At 71.2% G+C, this 15,711-nt stretch carries 15 protein-coding genes; 8 read left to right on the top strand and 7 right to left on the bottom strand.

The features are described 5' to 3' along the window. Window positions 1–6 precede the first annotated feature (6 nt). A complete protein-coding gene (locus FK268_RS19800) occupies window positions 7–891 on the bottom strand; it encodes an SDR family oxidoreductase (RefSeq protein WP_146437180.1) in 885 nt (294 codons plus the stop codon). 88 nt (window positions 892–979) lie between these two features. Continuing rightward, window positions 980–2,737: a GNAT family N-acetyltransferase gene (locus tag FK268_RS19795; protein WP_146437179.1), complete on the bottom strand. Its 1,758-nt coding sequence runs from the start codon at window positions 2,735–2,737 to the stop codon at window positions 980–982. A gap of 52 nt (window positions 2,738–2,789) precedes the next feature. Between FK268_RS19795 and FK268_RS19790 the strand changes: the two genes are divergently transcribed. Continuing rightward, on the top strand, window positions 2,790–3,569 hold the full coding sequence (locus FK268_RS19790; protein WP_146437178.1) for an alpha/beta fold hydrolase: 780 nt from the start codon (window positions 2,790–2,792) through the stop codon (window positions 3,567–3,569). Here FK268_RS19790 and FK268_RS19785 read toward each other — a convergent pair. After that, on the bottom strand, window positions 3,466–4,434 hold the full coding sequence (locus FK268_RS19785) for a DMT family transporter (RefSeq protein WP_146437177.1): 969 nt from the start codon (window positions 4,432–4,434) through the stop codon (window positions 3,466–3,468). The two genes, FK268_RS19790 and FK268_RS19785, sit on opposite strands and share 104 nt — an antisense overlap. Window positions 4,435–4,505: 71 nt before the next feature. Here FK268_RS19785 and FK268_RS19780 point away from each other — a divergent pair, with 71 nt between their 5' ends. Continuing rightward, window positions 4,506–5,423, top strand: coding sequence for a LysR substrate-binding domain-containing protein (locus tag FK268_RS19780; RefSeq protein ID WP_231707174.1), 918 nt, complete (start codon window positions 4,506–4,508; stop codon window positions 5,421–5,423). Between the two features lie 91 nt (window positions 5,424–5,514). Then, window positions 5,515–5,880 carry a VOC family protein gene (locus FK268_RS19775; protein ID WP_146437176.1) on the top strand — a complete coding sequence of 122 codons (366 nt, stop codon included), beginning with the start codon at window positions 5,515–5,517 and terminating at the stop codon, window positions 5,878–5,880. A gap of 13 nt (window positions 5,881–5,893) precedes the next feature. Here FK268_RS19775 and FK268_RS19770 read toward each other — a convergent pair whose 3' ends face one another. Further along, entirely contained in the window at window positions 5,894–7,261 is a 1,368-nt protein-coding gene (locus FK268_RS19770) for an MFS transporter (RefSeq protein WP_146437175.1), read from the bottom strand. Between the two features lie 86 nt (window positions 7,262–7,347). Here FK268_RS19770 and FK268_RS19765 point away from each other — a divergent pair, with 86 nt between their 5' ends. Together FK268_RS19765 and FK268_RS19760 are read left to right on the top strand one after the other, a co-directional pair. Beyond that, a complete protein-coding gene (locus tag FK268_RS19765; RefSeq protein ID WP_231707173.1) occupies window positions 7,348–8,718 on the top strand; it encodes an MFS transporter in 1,371 nt (456 codons plus the stop codon). Between the two features lie 10 nt (window positions 8,719–8,728). After that, window positions 8,729–9,046: a helix-turn-helix domain-containing protein gene (locus FK268_RS19760; protein ID WP_146437174.1), complete on the top strand. Its 318-nt coding sequence runs from the start codon at window positions 8,729–8,731 to the stop codon at window positions 9,044–9,046. 1 nt (window position 9,047) lies between these two features. Here the strand turns inward: FK268_RS19760 and FK268_RS19755 are convergent, their stop codons facing one another. Beyond that, window positions 9,048–10,109: an adenylate/guanylate cyclase domain-containing protein gene (locus FK268_RS19755; RefSeq protein WP_158636174.1), complete on the bottom strand. Its 1,062-nt coding sequence runs from the start codon at window positions 10,107–10,109 to the stop codon at window positions 9,048–9,050. 31 nt (window positions 10,110–10,140) lie between these two features. Between FK268_RS19755 and FK268_RS19750 the strand changes: the two genes are divergently transcribed. From FK268_RS19750 to FK268_RS19740, 3 genes are read left to right on the top strand one after another with little or no spacing between them, the layout of a single operon-like run. Beyond that, the gene (locus tag FK268_RS19750) at window positions 10,141–11,529 is read left to right on the top strand and encodes an L-serine ammonia-lyase (RefSeq protein WP_146437172.1); all 1,389 of its coding nucleotides are present in this window, start codon (window positions 10,141–10,143) and stop codon (window positions 11,527–11,529) included. A 36-nt stretch (window positions 11,530–11,565) separates the two neighbouring features. Then, window positions 11,566–11,970 (top strand): NUDIX hydrolase, encoded by a 405-nt coding sequence (locus tag FK268_RS19745; RefSeq protein ID WP_146437171.1) that lies wholly within the window; start codon window positions 11,566–11,568, stop codon window positions 11,968–11,970. Beyond that, window positions 11,967–13,124 carry a winged helix-turn-helix domain-containing protein gene (locus FK268_RS19740; protein ID WP_146437170.1) on the top strand — a complete coding sequence of 386 codons (1,158 nt, stop codon included), beginning with the start codon at window positions 11,967–11,969 and terminating at the stop codon, window positions 13,122–13,124. Before FK268_RS19745 ends, FK268_RS19740 begins: the two co-directional genes overlap by 4 nt. Here FK268_RS19740 and FK268_RS19735 read toward each other — a convergent pair. Continuing rightward, the gene (locus FK268_RS19735) at window positions 13,112–13,912 is read right to left on the bottom strand and encodes a Fic family protein (RefSeq protein ID WP_146437169.1); all 801 of its coding nucleotides are present in this window, start codon (window positions 13,910–13,912) and stop codon (window positions 13,112–13,114) included. The genes FK268_RS19740 and FK268_RS19735 overlap by 13 nt on opposite strands. A gap of 102 nt (window positions 13,913–14,014) precedes the next feature. Next, entirely contained in the window at window positions 14,015–15,550 is a 1,536-nt protein-coding gene (locus FK268_RS19730) for an ATP-binding cassette domain-containing protein (RefSeq protein WP_146437168.1), read from the bottom strand. Window positions 15,551–15,711 lie beyond the last annotated feature (161 nt).

The raw sequence follows: 15,711 nt of genomic DNA, 5'->3' as shown, positions 1-15,711 counted from the left end.
TCGAGCCTACGAAACGGCCTCGGGGTCCCAGTGCGCGATGTCGTCGACCAGGCCGGCGCCCTCGGGCTCCCAGCCCAGCGCAGTACGGGTCCGTTCAGTCGACGCCGTGGTGTCGAGCGCGAGCAGCGGCGCGAGGAAACCGAACCGCGCCTCGGCATCGCCGCCCCCGACGGCATCGGTCGGAACGTTCATGAGCCGGCCGACGGCGGCGGCGATGTCCGCCACCGGAACGTCCTCACCCGCCGCGTGGAAGACCGATCCCGCGGCGCCGTTCTCCGCGGCCAGCCGGAAGAGGCGCGCGGCGTCGCGACGGTGCACCGCGGGCCATCGCTGCGCGCCGTCGCCGACGTACCCGGACCGCCCCGCGTCGCGGGCGATCGCGGCGAGGCGTCCGACGAAGCCCGCGGGAACGTCGTCGTGCACCGACGGGGCCAGGCGGACGACGGACGACCGGACGCCCCGCTCCGCGAGGGCGAGTGCGGCGGCGAACCCGGCTGCCCGCGGGGACGGCGGCATGGTGTCGGTCTCCAGCGCTGCGCGGCCGCTGGCGAGACCGAGCAGGCCGGAGGCGATGACCAGCGGCCGCCCGGACCCGGCGAGCTCGTCGCCGATCGCCTCGATCGCCGCGACCTCGACCCGTGCCGATTCCGTGAACTGTGAGAAGTCGTGGTTGAAGGCGAGGTGGATGACCCCGTCCGCGGACGCGGCGGCCGAGCGCAGCACCGGAGCCTGCTCGATGGTGCCGAGGACGGGTTCGGCGCCCAGCGCGCGAACGGTGTCGGCCGCGCGATCGGATCGCACCAGACCGGTGACGTGGTGGCCGGCGCCGAGGAGTTCGGTGACCACTGCGGAGCCGACGAAGCCGGACGCGCCCGTGACGAAGAATCGCATGACGATTGCCCTCCAGAGAGTGATGACAGTTGATGACATCACCGACAGTACGCGCGATGACAGCGACTGTCATCATGTTCGTTGCGGTCTACAGCGTGCGCTTGAGTCCCACGTGCTCGGAGCGATACCCGAGACGGGTGTAGAAGGCCCGTGCCCGCTCGCGCGAGACGTCGGTGGTCAGCTGGGAGAGCACAGCGCCATGGGTGCGGCCGTGGTGGTGCGCCCACTCGATCATCGCGGTGCCCAGGCCCCGCGAACGGTGGTCCCGCGCCACGCGGACCCCTTCGATCTGCAGCCGCGTCGAACCGCCGCGCGACAGGCCCGGGATGACGGTGAGATGCATGGTCCCCACGATGCCGCCGAGTTCGTCGCGGACCACGGCGAGGTACTGGGCGCGGTCGCGGGTGACCAGCTCGAAGGCGCTGTCGTACTCCGCGGCGTCGCCCACCTCGCGGGTCGCTCCGAGCTCGTCATCGGCGAGCAGCGCGACGATCGCGGGCACGTCGTCGCGGCGCGCGCGCTCCACCCGGTAGGTGCCGCCGACGCCGCGCAGCACCCCGCCGACGGAGGCCCGGGCCTGCAGTTCGCGGACCACACCGTCGAGCCAGGCCCCGACGTTCGCGCGCGCCTCGAGCGTGTCCGGATAGCGGCACCGCAGGTGCAGTCCGGCCTCGTCGAGGATGAACCACAGCATCACCCCGTCGGTGCGGATGCTCGCGCCGACGTACTGCGCGTCGAGCCGGGTCGCGTCCACGCGGACGGGGAGCCGGCGCAGGTCCAGCCACGAGATCGCGAACATGCCGGGGGCCTCCGGCATCCCGCCCCACCGCTCGAGAACGTCCGCGAGCGGCCACGAGCCGAGTCGGACCGCCTCCTTCACCGCCTCTGCCGCCGCGGCGGGCTCCGCGGACGGCGAATCCAGCACCGAGTTCGTGATGAACCATCCCACCGAGTCGTGCCAGGTCTCGTCGTAGCGGCTGTGCACCGGGAACACGGCCCGCAGCGGCGCACCGGCGAGGTCCAGCGTCACTCTGGTCAACGCCGCCACCGTCGCCGACAGAGTGGAGACGCCCGTCTCCCGGGCGGCGGAGGCGAACGCGGCCACCTCGTCGGTGCCGAAGACGTCCCTGACCTCCACCCGCTCCCGGTGCGCCTCGGGAGTGCCCAGGGGGAGGGGGAAGAGCGGCATGACTCCGCCGCTGGCGGTGATGATCTCGGTCCAGCGGTCCCGGACCTCGTCGGGCGCGCCGGGTCGGTCGGCCAGCGCTCGGGTGTGGTCGACGAACGGGGGCACGACGTCCGTCGAGGGCGCTCGTCCCGCCCGGACGTCCTCAAGTGCGGCGAGCAGGTCGCGCGCGATCACGAGCATCGACCACATGTCGGTGTGCGAGTGATCGGCGGCCACGATCACCGTCGGTCCCGCGGCGGTCTCCAGGACGCAGAGCCGGTGCGCGGGAAGGCGATAGGGGGAACAGGCGTCGTCGAGCACGTCCCGCAGGGCGTCGTTGACCGCCTGTCCCGGTCCGATCGGGTGCTCGACCCACACGCCGGGTCCGACCGTGATCTCGTGCAGGGTCGGTCCGTCCGCGCCGGGGCGGAACGCGGTCCGCAGTGTGCCGTGCCGCGCGATCACCGCGAGCCAGGCCGCCGCGAGCTGCTCGCGGGGCACCGGATCGGGGAGCCGGAAGGACAGTGCCATCCACGACCCCGGACGGTCCCCGCCGCCCACGTGCCGCGCCTGGTCGAAGGACACCGGCAGCGCCGCGCCCGGCTCCGACGCCGCGACGTCGTAGCCGTACAGCCGGCCGAAGGGCAGGCGCAGGTGGGCGACGTTGGTCAGGCGCATGGGCGGTACCCTAGCCCTTCGACGAACCCTCCGCGCGGCGAGAGAAGGTAGGATGACCAGCTTCGATGTGCCCGGCGCCCGCCTCGCGACGGAGTTCAGCGACGAGGGCGGCCGGCCCGTGGTCCAGCTGCACGGACTCACGTCGAGCCGCGCGCGCGACCGGGTGCTGGACCTCGATCTCGGACGGGGCCTGAGCGGAACCCGACTGCTGCGCTACGACGCCCGTGGGCACGGCGCCTCCACCGGGCGCCGGGTTCCCGAGGACTACCGCTGGCCGAACCTGGCCGACGATCTCCTCCGCCTCCTCGACCACTGGTTCCCCGGCGAGCGCGTGCACGGCGTCGGCCCGTCCATGGGCACCGGAACGTTGCTGCACGCCGCGGTCCGCGACCCGGACCGCTTCAGCGGCCTCACCCTCATGGTGCCGCCGACGGCGTGGGAGACGCGCGTGGCCAAGGCCGACGAATACCGCGCCGCCGCAACGCTCATCGAGGAGCAGGGGCTGGAGGCCTTCCTGACCGCCGCGGAGGGGGCCGTGCCGCCGCCGGCCACTGTCGGGCATCCTCCGACGGTGCCCGACGTCCCGGACGAGCTGCTGCCGTCCCTGTTCCGCGGCGCCGCGGCGAGCGACCTTCCCGACCTCGAAGCGCTTGCGCGGGTCGACATCCCGGTGACGGTGCTCGCGTGGGTCGATGACCCGGCGCACCCCGTCTCCACGGCGGAGACGCTCAGCAGGACGCTCCCGCGGGCGTCGCTGTCGGTCGCGCGGACGCCTCAGGACGTGCAGCAGTGGCCGTCGATCCTATGCCGGGACGTCGGCCGGACGAGCTGAAGCGGATCCGCGCGACGGCCACGCCCACCAGGCACAGTGCGCCGCCGAGCAGGCCCCACGCGGTGGGTGTCTCGGAGAGGAAGATCCAGCTGAGCAGGATCGACAGCGCCGGGACGGCGTACGACGAGGACGCGGCGACGCCCGCCGAGGTGTGCGCCAGCGCGTACGCCCACAGGAGGAAGGCCAGGGCGGTCGGGACCAGGCCGAGGTAGATCACGCCGACGGTGCTGCCGATCGGCGCGGCCGCGAGTTCGTCGAAGAGCCGGGGTGCCCACGGGAGCAGGACGGTCGCGCCGACGCCCGCACCCAGAGCGGTCGCGGTGAGCGGATCGACGGTGCGCAGCACCAGCTTCTGCGCGACCACGCTGATGCCGTAGAGCAGCGCCGCGGCGGCGGCCAGGGCGACGCCGGCGCCGTCGCGCCTGCCGTCCCCGGTGAAGGCGATGACGGCCGCCCCGGCGAAGCTGATCGCGATGCCCACCACCAGGAGCGGCGGGAAGCCCTCGTGGAGGAAGGCCCCGGCCAGCACCGCGACGATGATCGGCGCGATGTTCACCAGCAGGGCGGTGGTGCCCGCGTCGAGGTGCTGTTCCGCGGCGTTGACCAGCACGGTGTACAGCGCGAACCAGAGTGCGCCGTAGCCGACGGTGAGCGCGAGCGTCCGCCCGCGCGGCAGATGAGCTCCGCCGTTGTAGAGCGCGTTCATCCCCCAGATCACGCCGAGCACGGCCGCGCCCACCAGCAGACGGCCCTCGGCCATGGCGATGGGGGAGACGTGCGGGCCGAGTCCGCGGATCACCACGAAGGCCGAGGCCCACGCGAACATCACGGCCACGAGGGCGAGAGCGGGGAGTCGTTTCGTCATGTCTCCCACTGTGCGATCGAGTCGACGTAAGCACAAGCGCATGTTTCTGCATTATCATTCAGTGAGACTGAATGGAGGGCTCCATGCTCGACGCGCACCGACTCATGATCTTCCGCTCCGTCGCGGCCACGGGATCCGTCGCCGCGGCCGCGGCCAGCCTCGGCTACACACCGTCGGCCGTCTCGCAGCACGTCGCCGCCCTGCAGCGGGAGACGGGACTCAAGCTGCTGGAACGGGTCGGACGGGGCGTCGAGCTCACCCCCGCGGGGCGGGTGCTCGCGACCGAGGCCGACGGGGTGCTCAGCAGCCTCAACGACCTCGGCGCCACCGTCGACGATCTGCGGGCCGGCAAGGCTAACCGGATCACCATGAACGTCTTCGCCACCGCGGGCACGCACTGGATGCCCTCGGTCGTGCAGACCCTGAGCGCGGAGTTCCCGGACACCCGGCTGCGCCTGCGGATCGAGGACGAGGTCACCGAGATCGCGGCCCGGCGGCCCGATCTCGCCGTCGCGGTGCGGCAGGAGCACGGCCAGACCACGGCGGTCGCCGGCTTCTCGCACGAGGACCTCGTGGTGGAGTCGTACGTGGCCGTGGTGCCCGAGAACCACGAGTTCGCCGGGCGCGAGCTGGTCGACATGGCCGAGCTGGAGCACGAGCGGTGGATCGACAACGACGTGCGGCGCGGCGCCTGTCGCCAGGCCGTACTCGATGCCTGCGCCGCAGCGGGATTCACGCCCCGATTCGTCGTCGAGACCACCGACTACCCGTCGGCCCTGCGCTTCGTCGCGCGGGGAGTGGGCGTCACCGTGCTGCCCCGGCTCGGCGCCACCGAGCTGCCGCCCGGCACCGTCGCCGTGGACGTCTGCAACCCCGCGCCGCGGCGCACCATCGTCGCCTACGTCAAGGACTCCGAGTGCCGGAACCCCGTGGTGCGCCGGGCCATGCACCTGCTCCGCGCCGCCGCAGCAGAAGCTAGTCGCCCCTGAGTTGGGAGGCTCAATCAAAGGTGACACAAGATGTCTCCTTTGACTACCAGTGTTGGGGTCGCACTGAATCCCCGACACGAGAGGGCATCCCATGGGCGCACCCAACCTGTTCCTGATCTACGTCACCGACGCCGAGCGGTCGACGCGCTTCTACTCCGAGCTGTTCGACATCGAGCCGGTCTTCGTCTCGCCCTTCTACGTCGCGTTCGAGGTCGCGGAAGGAGTGTTGTTCGCTCTGTGGAGTCGGCGTCGAGACATCGTGACGTCAGAGGTCCCTCGCCTGTCCGAGGTAGGTCTCATGGTGCCAAGCTCGTCCGCGGCGATCGACGATCTGTATGCGACCTGGACAGCGAAGGGGCACAGGGTGGTCGAGGACATTCACGACGATGTCTTCGGTCGGACCTTCGTGATCGCCGACCCGGACGGCAACCACGTGCGGGTCTCGCCGGTCGACTGACGTCGCGCAGAAGCTAGGCGTCCCTGAGTCTGGATGCCACGAGCACCGTCAGGACGCCGGCGGTGATCGGCACCAGCATCGTGACTGCGAATCCCGCATGCCCCCAGGCGAGTACCTGGGCGAAGACGGCGCCGGCGCACGCGATGGTGAGGGCGGTGCCCACGGAGTCCGCGAGCTTGAGGGCACTGGAGTTGGCGCCCTGCTCGTCGTCGGCGCTGGCACCGAGGACCAGGACCGACAACGTGGGATAGGTCAGTCCCATGCCCAGACCGCCGATCGCCCACGCGGCGAAGATCACCGGCCACGGGGCGTTCACCGCGAAGGAGGTCGCGACGCCGACGAGCGAGGCGAGCACGAGGGAGGACCCGATCAGGGGGAGCCGGCGACGCGCCGGTCCTGACGCCGGGATCCGAGCCTGCACCTGTGCAGCACCGGCCCAGAGCAGAGCGGCGCCGGTCATCACCGATCCGGCGGCGAAGGGCGACATCGCGTCGATGTGCACCAGGTAGAGCGGGACGTAGATCTCCGCCGCGAAGAAGGTGCCCGAGATCAGCAGGTTGGTCAGCACCAGACGCGGGATTCCGCTGCGCCCCACGAGCGATCCGGCCGGCAGCATGCGGCGCGTGGAGGCGATCGCCACCACCAGACAGGCGGCGGTGAGGAGGAGGAAGCCCGCGCCGCGGGGCGCGGCGAACTGCGCGACGGCCGCCGACGCGCCCGCGACCAGCGCCGCCACGAGAACGGTGCGGTTCGGCGCACCGTCGGAGACGAATCCGGTCTCGTCCAGCCCGACGGTGGCCCGCAGCGTCGCCGCGAGCGCCCCGAGGGCGGGGACCGCGATGCCGAGGAAGACCCACCTCCAGCCGACGGTATCGGCGGTGAGTCCGGCGATCGCGGGCCCCACGAGCGAGGGGACGACCCACGCGGTGGAGAAGGCGGCGAAGATCTTCGGCCTCGCGTCGGCGGGGATCAACCGCCCCACCATCGCGTACAGCACCACACTGAGCAGCCCGCTGCCGAGCCCCTGCACCGCGCGGCCCAGCGCGAGGACGTTCATCCCCTGCGCCGAGCCGACCAGCACGAGCCCGGCGACGAACAGGATGCCGCCGACCACGAGCGGCGGCCGGACGCCGCCCCGATCCACCCACGGTCCCGCCCAGGCGATCGCCACGATCATGGCCGCGAAGGCGGCGCCGAAGGCTACCGAGTACTCCGCGGTCGCGCTGAACTGCTCCGCCGCCTTCGGCAGCACCGTCCCGACGGCGAGCGCCTCGAACGCCAGGAAGGAGATGAGCGCGACGGAGCCCACCTGGAACCACCGGACCGAGCCCCGGTCGAGGCGCGGTTCGGTGGTCTGTGCGGCGGACGGTCCTGCGGTCATTGCCAGAACGCTAATACCTCGACCATGGTTGATGGCAACTGTGAAAACCAGTTGATTCCGGACGCCTCACTCGGCACCGTTGACGAGTGTCCATCGATCCCCGTGCACGCCGACGCGTGCCCCGCATTCTGCGGCCTCTGCTGCGCAGGAACTACCGGTTCCTGTTCATCACGCTGCTGTGCGCGCTGATCGCGGACGGCATGTGGATGATCGCCATGGTCTGGCAGGTGATCCGCATGGGCGGCTCCCCGACCAGCGTCTCCGCGGTGAGCGGTGGCGCGGCCGTGGGCCTGTTGCTCTCCACCCTGGCCGGCGGAGTGCTGGCGGACCGGCTGCCGCAGCAGCGGATCCTGTTCGTGCTTGAGGTGCTCAACGCCGTCACCATCGGCGCCGTCGCGCTGCTGGTGCTCACCGATGCGGTCACCGTGCCGATGATGTTCGTGGCCACGTTCGCGCTGGGCCTGGTGTCGGGCTTCTACTTCCCGGCCTACTCGGCCCTGGTGCCGCGACTGGTCTCGCCGGGCGAGCTGCTCGCCGTCAACGGCTACGAGTCCGCGGTGCGCCCGGCGGCGTCCATGGCCGCGGGCCCGGCCATCGCGGGCTGGTTGATCGCGCTGCACTCGCCGGGACTCGCGCTCCTGGTCGCCGCGTGCCTGCCGGTGATCGGCGCGCTGTCGGTCGCCCGCATCCGCCTCGACGGCGAGCCGGACGGCGGCGACGCAGCCGCTGAGCCGGGGCATCCGCTGCGCGAGCTGTGGGAGGGCGTGCAGTACGTGCGTCGCACGCCGTGGCTGCTGGCGACCCTGCTCTTCGCGAGCCTGCTCGTTCTGCTGGTGGCCGGACCGCTCGACGTACTGCTGCCCTTCGCGATCAAGGACCACGCGGGCGGCGGACCGTCGGACCACTCGATGATCCTGGCGGCGTACGGTTTCGGCGGCGTTGCGGGTGCGCTGTTGATGGCCTCGCGGAAGCTGCCGCGCCGCTACCTCACGGTGATGATGTGCCTCTGGGGTCTCGGGGCACTACCGCTCGCCGTGTACGGCACGGCCACCAACGTCGCGGTCATGGTGGCCGCAGGGTTCGTCCTGGGGGTGGTCTTCGAGGCTCCGGTGGTGATCTGGGGGACCCTGCTGCAGCGGCGCGTGCCACGCCGTCTGCTGGGCCGGGTGTCGAGTCTCGACTTCTTCGTCTCGCTGGTGTTCATGCCGTTGTCGCTGGCCCTTGCGGGTCCGGTGAGCCACGCCATCGGCCTCACCACGACCTTCGTGCTCGCGGCCGTGGTGCCGATCCCGCTCGCGGCTATCGCGATCCTCGCCGCGCGGATGCCGCGCGACGAGCTCGAGCACCCGCTCCCCGAGGATGACTCCGACGAGGCCGGGTCCGAGCGCGATGTCGAGGACGACGCGCCGGTTACGCCCACCGTGAACGCTCCGCCGGGCGAGCGCACCGTCGGATAGGGTCGAACCCATGACGAGCGGGGTGGCGAGCATCGAGACGCACGAGCAGGTGGAGGCCGAGCGCCCCCCGCTGCTGCGCGAGGTGTTCGGCCGCGTGCTGCGGCAGGAGCGCACCCGTCAGGGCCGGACCCTCGCGGAGGTCGCGCGGGAGGCCGGCGTCTCCACGCAGTACCTCTCCGAGGTCGAGCGCGGGCGCAAGGAGGCCTCGTCGGAGGTACTCGCCAGCGTCTGCGACGCGCTCGGCGGCTCCATGATCGAGTTCGTGGGCGGCGTGCACCGCGAACTGCTCGGTGCGCGCTCGCAGCCCGTGGCGCTCGCCGCAGCCTGACTCACTGCTCAGCGGTGGTGTCCGGGCCCGCTGCGGCGATCTCCGCCTCGTGCTTGGCCTCGGCCTCCTTGGCCGTGCGGGTGTCCTTGTCGTAGCGCAGCAGGTGCGGGTGCACCGCGCGGAAGCCGCGGGCGCGGTAGGCGCGCAGGCTGCGAGTCTCCAGCCCCGGCTCGTCGGCGATCGCCTGGGTGAAGTTGTCGTCGATGAGCACCGTGCCCGGCCGGGCGGCGCTCGTCAGGCGGGCCGCGAGGTTCACCACGCTGCCGAACAGATCGCCGTAGCGCTGCAGCACTTCGCCGTACGCCATGCCCACGCGGAGCTGCGGGAATTCGATCTCGATGGCGTCCAGCTCGGGGTACTCGTGCGGTTCCTGCAGTTCCAGGCCGATCCGTGCGGCGTCCGCGGGGTTCTCCGCGGCGAACATCACCTCGTCGCCGACGCCCTTGATGATCCACCCGCCACCGCCGTAGATGACGGCTTGCATCCGCGCCTCGAACGTGGTGACCAGCGTGTTCAACTCCTCGACGGCGAGGCCACGGGACAGGCGCGTGTAGCCCACCATGTCCGCGAAGCCGACCGCCATCCGTGCGGTCAAGGCGTCGGACTCCTCCAACGTGACCAGGCGCTGGGTGGCCGTGGACAGGTGCCGTCGCCAGACGTGCGCCTGCAGGTTCTCCATCTTGTCGATGAGCTGAGCCACCCCGGCCGACGGATCCTTCGCGCCCGCTTCGTGCGCGTGGTCGAGATAGGTCTTGACGATGCCGGCCTGCCACTCGGCGAGCCGGTACATCGCCTGGCCCAGCGACTGCGCGCCGGGCACGACGGCCTCGCGATCGACGGCGTCGGTCGAGAACAGGTCGGCGAGGTCCTTGACGATCGCCACGTCGTCCCGCGTGAACGCCTTCTGGTCGTCGTCGCGCAGGTCAGCGAAACCTGCCGACGTCCACCAGACGCGCAGGTCCTCCACGTCCATGCCGCCCTGCTCGGCGAGCTGACGGAAGGTGTACTTGCGTTTGCCCGGGAGAAGCAGAGCGTCGATGTCCAGATCTTCGGCGTCGCCCATGAGACCACTGTATGGGGCATAGGCTGGAGGGGTGACGATCAGTGTGTTCGAGCTGTTCTCGGTGGGCATCGGCCCGTCGAGTTCGCACACCGTCGGGCCCATGCGCGCGGGTGCGGATTTCGCCGACGAGCTGCGGTCCTTCCCGTCGACGGTGCGCGCCGTGCACGTCGACCTGTACGGCTCGCTCGCCGCCACGGGGCGCGGGCACGGCACCTTCGCGGCCGTGCTTCTGGGGCTCGAGGGCAACCGGCCGGAGACCGTCGATCCCGAGTACGTCGAGAAGCGCGGAGCCGAGATCGAGGCCACCCGGACGGTGCTCTTCGCCGGGCGCGACGAGGTCCCGCTGTGTGCCGAGCAGATCGTGCTGCACCCACTGACGGTGCTGCCGCGGCACACCAACGGGATCCGCTTCCGCGCCGAGCTCGCCGACGGTGGCGAGCACGAGGCCGTCTACTACTCCGTGGGCGGCGGCTTCGTCGAGCGGGAGTCCGGTGCCGAGACGGTGAATCCGCTGGCCGGCAGCCCCGGCGTTCCCCACGACTTCGACACCGCTGCTTCGCTGCTGGAGACCTGCCCGCGCACCGGTCGAACCGTGCCCGAGCTCATGCTGGAGAACGAGATCGCACTCCGTCGGGCCCGTACGGGCGAGGACGAGCACGTGGCGGAGCACGAGGTACGTGCCGGGCTGCTGCACATCTGGGAGGTCATGGAGGCGTGCATCGAGCGGGGCTTCCGCGCCGAGGGCATGCTCCCGGGCGGGCTGGGGGTCAAGCGGCGCGCGCCGGGGCTGTACCGCAGGCTCGTCGAGTCCGACGGTGCCGACGCCATGGACTGGCTCAACGTGGCGGCCATGGCCGTGAACGAGGAGAACGCGTGCGGCGGCCGGATCGTGACCGCGCCGACGAACGGCGCGGCCGGGATCGTGCCGGCGGTGCTGTACTACGCGTTGAAGTTCCGGTCGTCGCTGGCCGCGCGTCGCGAGCAGGTGGTGTGCGACTACCTGCTCACGGCGGCCGCGATCGCGGTGCTCTACAAGCGGCGGGCCTCCATCTCCGGCGCCGAGGTGGGCTGCCAGGGCGAGGTGGGCTCCGCGTGCTCCATGGCCGCGGGCGCGCTCGCGCAGGTCATGGGCGCCACGCCCGCGCAGGTGGAGAACGCCGCCGAGATCGGGATCGAGCACAACCTGGGCCTGACCTGCGACCCGATCGGCGGGCTCGTGCAGATCCCGTGCATCGAGCGCAACGCCATCGCCTCCGTGAAGGCAGTCAACGCCGCGCGCATCGCCCTGCACGGCGACGGGACGCACCGCGTCTCGCTGGATCAGGCCATCGAGACCATGCGCCAGACCGGTGCCGACATGTTGTCGAAGTACAAAGAGACATCCCTCGGCGGTCTCGCCGTGAACGTGCCGGAGTGCTGAGGCGAACGTGTCGGTGGCCCTCGCTAGGGTGACCGTATGGACGTGCTGACGGTGGCGGCGGTGTGTTTCCGGGACGAAGCCGGACGGGTTCTGACGGTGCGCAAACGCGGGACCGACGCGTTCATGCTGCCCGGCGGCAAGCTGGAGCCGGGGGAGGCCGCGATCGACTGCGCGGTCCGCGAGATCGACGAGGAACTCGGCGTCGTGCTGACGACGGACGACCTCACGCACCTCGTGTCCTGGCGCGGGCCCGCCGCGAACGAGGCGAACACCGACATCGAGTCCACGGTCTTCGCCACCGAGCTCCGCGTGGAGCCGCGGGCCGCAGCGGAGATCGCCGAGGCCCGCTGGCTGGACCCCGCGGACCACGGCGAGGTGACCATCGCACCGATGCTCGAGCAGTACCTCTTCCCGCGGCTGGCGGGCGCGCCGAGCGCATGAGGATCACGCAGCCCCAGGCGCGCCGGATCGCGCTCGCGGCCCAGGGCTTCGAATCCGGCTTCGCGGGTTCGTCGACACCCACGATGCGGCAGGTCCAGAAGACCATCGACCGCCTGAAACTCATCCAGATCGATAGCGTCAACGTGGTCACGCGCAGCCAGTACCTCCCGGTCTTCGCGCGACTCGGCGACTACGACACCGCGCTACTCGACCGCGCCCGCGACAAGGCGCCGCGCCGGCTCGTCGAGGCCTGGGCGCACGAGGCATCGCTGGTCCCGCCCGAGACCTGGCCGCTGCTGCGGCACCGTCGGACCGCGGACCGGGTGACGCAACGCTTCGCGAGCTACGAGTCCCGCAACCCCGGCCAGCTGGACCGGCTGCGCTCCGAGCTGGCGGCGCTGCCGCCGCTCACCGCCCGCGCGCTGGAGGCGCACCTGGAGCACGACCAGGTGGTGGAGAAGACGCACTGGGGCTGGAACTGGTCGTCGGTGAAGGAGGGGCTCGAAGTGCTTTTCCATGCCGGCGAGGTCACCAGCGCCGGCCGCACCAGCCAGTTCGAGCGGCTCTACGCACCCACGTCCGCGGTGCTGGGGGAGATCGCCGAACGCGAGGTGTCCGACGAGGACGCGTACGTCGAGCTGATGCGGCAGTCGGCGAAGGCGCACGGCATCGGGACGCTGCGATGCCTGCGCGACTACTTCCGGTTGTCCTCCGCGCAGGCCACCCCCGCCGTCGAGAAACTCGTGGCGTCAGGCGAACTCGTTCCGGTGGAGGCCGATTGGTGGCCTGGCACCGTCTACCTTCACGCGGAGGCCAAGCGTCCCCGCGCGGTCGCAGCGCGTGCGCTGCTCTCGCCCTTCGACCCGGTGGTCTGGCAGCGCGAGCGCGCGGAGGCACTGTTCGACTTCTTCTACCGGATCGAGATCTACACACCGAAGGAGAAGCGGGTGCACGGCTACTACGTGCTGCCCTTCCTGTTCGGCGACCGGATCGTCGCGCGGTGCGATGTCAAGGCCGACCGGGCGGCGGGGGAACTGCTCGTGCACTCCACGTCGTGGGAGCCCGGCGGTCGCGACGCTGCGTCCGAAGCCGCGTTGGAGCAGACCGTCGCCGAGATGGCGGGCTGGCTGGGACTCGAGGGTTACCGACTCTGACCGATCGGCTGTGTGATCGTGCCGAAGACGCGGAACAGGGCGTGTGCGTCGGGGCGGTAGTGCCCGTAGTCGGGAGCGGACCGCCGGGAGGCGCTGTCCCACTGCTTCTTCGTCACCGAGGCGAAGTCGAGCCGGTACCCGTGCCGCGCCGCCAGGAGCTGTAGCAGCGTCTTCGATGCGCGACCGTTGCCCTCGCGGAACGGGTGCGCGCAGTTCAGGTACGCGTAGGCCTCGGCGAGGTGGTGAGCGTAGCCTCTGCGGCTCATGTGGTCGACGGGCTTGTGGAGGATCGCGGCGGCGTCGTCGAGGTACCGCTCGATCCACGCGGCTCGGAAGGTCTGGTGCCGCAGGTCCATGTCGTACCGGCGGTAGACGCCCGCCCACGGGTAGACGTCGCCGAACAGGGCGCGATGGATCCCGATGAGATGCACACCGTTGAAGGTGGCCGGCACGTCGATGTGCCCGGCCTCAATGCCGAACTGGCGGGCAGTGCCGATCTCGAACTCGAGCTGCTGCAGGGCGCCCGCGTTGCGAATCCCGAAGCGGTTGAGGAGTGTTCGCGTGCCCGGATAGAACGTGTCGGGGAAGTCGAGCGGTACCTCGATGCAGTCCGGCGGGCCGATCTCGGCGCCGGCCAGAGCGCGGTCGATCGCGGCGGCGACGTATTCGTCCAGCGTGACGGAGTCCGCCGCCAGTGCGATGAGCCGTTCCGCGTCCAGGGGCGTGGGCGCCCACCCCTCAAGCACGCTGTTGGCGATCGCCCCGCGCACCACCGTCCCACGATCCATCCGCGCAGCTTATCGAGCCCCGGTTGTCGAGGATCCCGTCGATTTCGGCGTGGCGCTCGCATATAGCGGCGCCACGCCGAAATCGCCCGATTCTCCGAGTGATCAGCGGGTGATCTCGACGTGCCGCGTCAGGTTCAGCAGATCGAGGAAGGCGCGGTCGTGGGAGACCACCACCAGTGCGCCCTCCCAGGACTTCAACGCTTCCACCAGCAGTTCCACCGACGGTACGTCCAGGTTGTTGGTCGGTTCGTCCAGCGCCAGGAGTGATGGCGCCGGCTCGCCGAGCAGGGCGATCGCCAGCGCGAGCCGCAAGCGCTCCCCACCACTGAGCGTGTTCACGATCCGCTCCGACTGCCGCCCTCGGAACAACATCCGCGCCAGCGCGGCGTATGCGTGCTGGGCGTCAAGATCCGGATGGGCGTCGCGGACCGCGTCGAGCAGCGTGCCCTCCTCGGCGGCCCCGAACCGGACGTCCTGCGGGACGTAGCCGATCACCGTCGGCGGCTCCGCGGCCCGGGCGGCGGCGATGGCGCGGCGCAGCACCGTCGTCTTGCCGGCCCCGTTGGGGCCGACGAGCGCGATCCGCTCCGGCCCCACGACCTGTAGCGGCCCGTCGTCGAGCTGGAGACGGTGCAGGCCCGGGCCGGGCTCCGGCATGGCGATGCGGACGGAGCGGTCGTCGCGGACGCCCTCCTTCGCGGCGTCCAGGGCGTCCCGGGCCGAATCGACGCGGTCCTCGTGCAGGCCCCGGTGTTTGCCGGCGGAGACCTCCGCGGCGTTCTTGCGCAGACCCGCGACGATCTTCGGCACTCGTTTCTCGGCCTCGGCCTTCGCGGCGAACCGCGCGCGACGGTCGAGCTTGACCTGCGCCTCGACGAGGTCCCGACGCTGTGCCTTGAGATCGACCTTCGCCGAGGTCACGGCCTGTTCCGCGGCGGCCTGCTCGGCGTCGAGCACCTCGCGGTAGTGCGAGTACGGGCCGCCGAAGACGCGGACGGAGCCGCGGTACAGCTCCACCGTCGAGTCCATCCGCTCGAGCAACGTCAGGTCGTGGCTGACCACCACGGCCGTGCCGCCGAAGCGCTCCAACGCCTCGGTGAGCAGGCCACGGGCCCGTTCGTCGAGGTTGTTGGTCGGTTCATCGAGCAGCAGGGTGTCTGGCCGGCGTAGCAACTGTCCGGCGATGGCGAGCAGGGTCGCCTCGCCCCCGGACAGGGTTCCGACGGTGCGGTCCAGCCCCCCGAGTCGCAGGCCCAACCCATCGAGGACGGCGGTCGCGCGCTCCTCGACGTCCCAGTCGTCGCCGACGGCCTCGAAGTCCTCGGGCTCGGCCGAGCCGCCTTCGATGCGGCGCAGTGCGGCGACGGTGCCGCCGATACCCAGCCCGTCGGCGAGAGTGTCCTCGGGACGCGCCTGCGGGTGCTGCGGGACGTAGCCGACGACGCCCGTGCCGCGCACGGAACCCGAGGTGGGGGTGATCCGACCTGCGAGGATGCGTAGCAGGGTGCTCTTACCGGCGCCGTTGGCGCCCACCAGCGCGGCGCGTCCGGCGGGGATGGTGAAGCTCAGGTCGTCGAAGACTTCCGTGCCGTCGGGCCAGCGCAGGGAGAGTGCGGAGACAGCGAGAGAAGTAGCCATGAATGCTCCTTGAGGTCCGTGGAGGGAGCCGCGGCACACGGGAGACCGGATGCGAAAGGGCGGCGGGGCCGGGGGACGTCTCAGGACAGCATGGCGACGAGTGTAGAGGGGGATGCGTGCGTTCCGCACCCGGTTTTCCTCGGCATGGAATGTGATGTGCA

Source organism: Tsukamurella sputi (assembly GCF_007858445.1).
GTDB classification, from domain to species: Bacteria; Actinomycetota; Actinomycetes; order Mycobacteriales; family Mycobacteriaceae; genus Tsukamurella; species Tsukamurella sputi.
The sequence above is the reverse complement of the archived record's forward strand: the minus strand, read 5'-3'. Positions and strand labels throughout refer to the sequence as shown.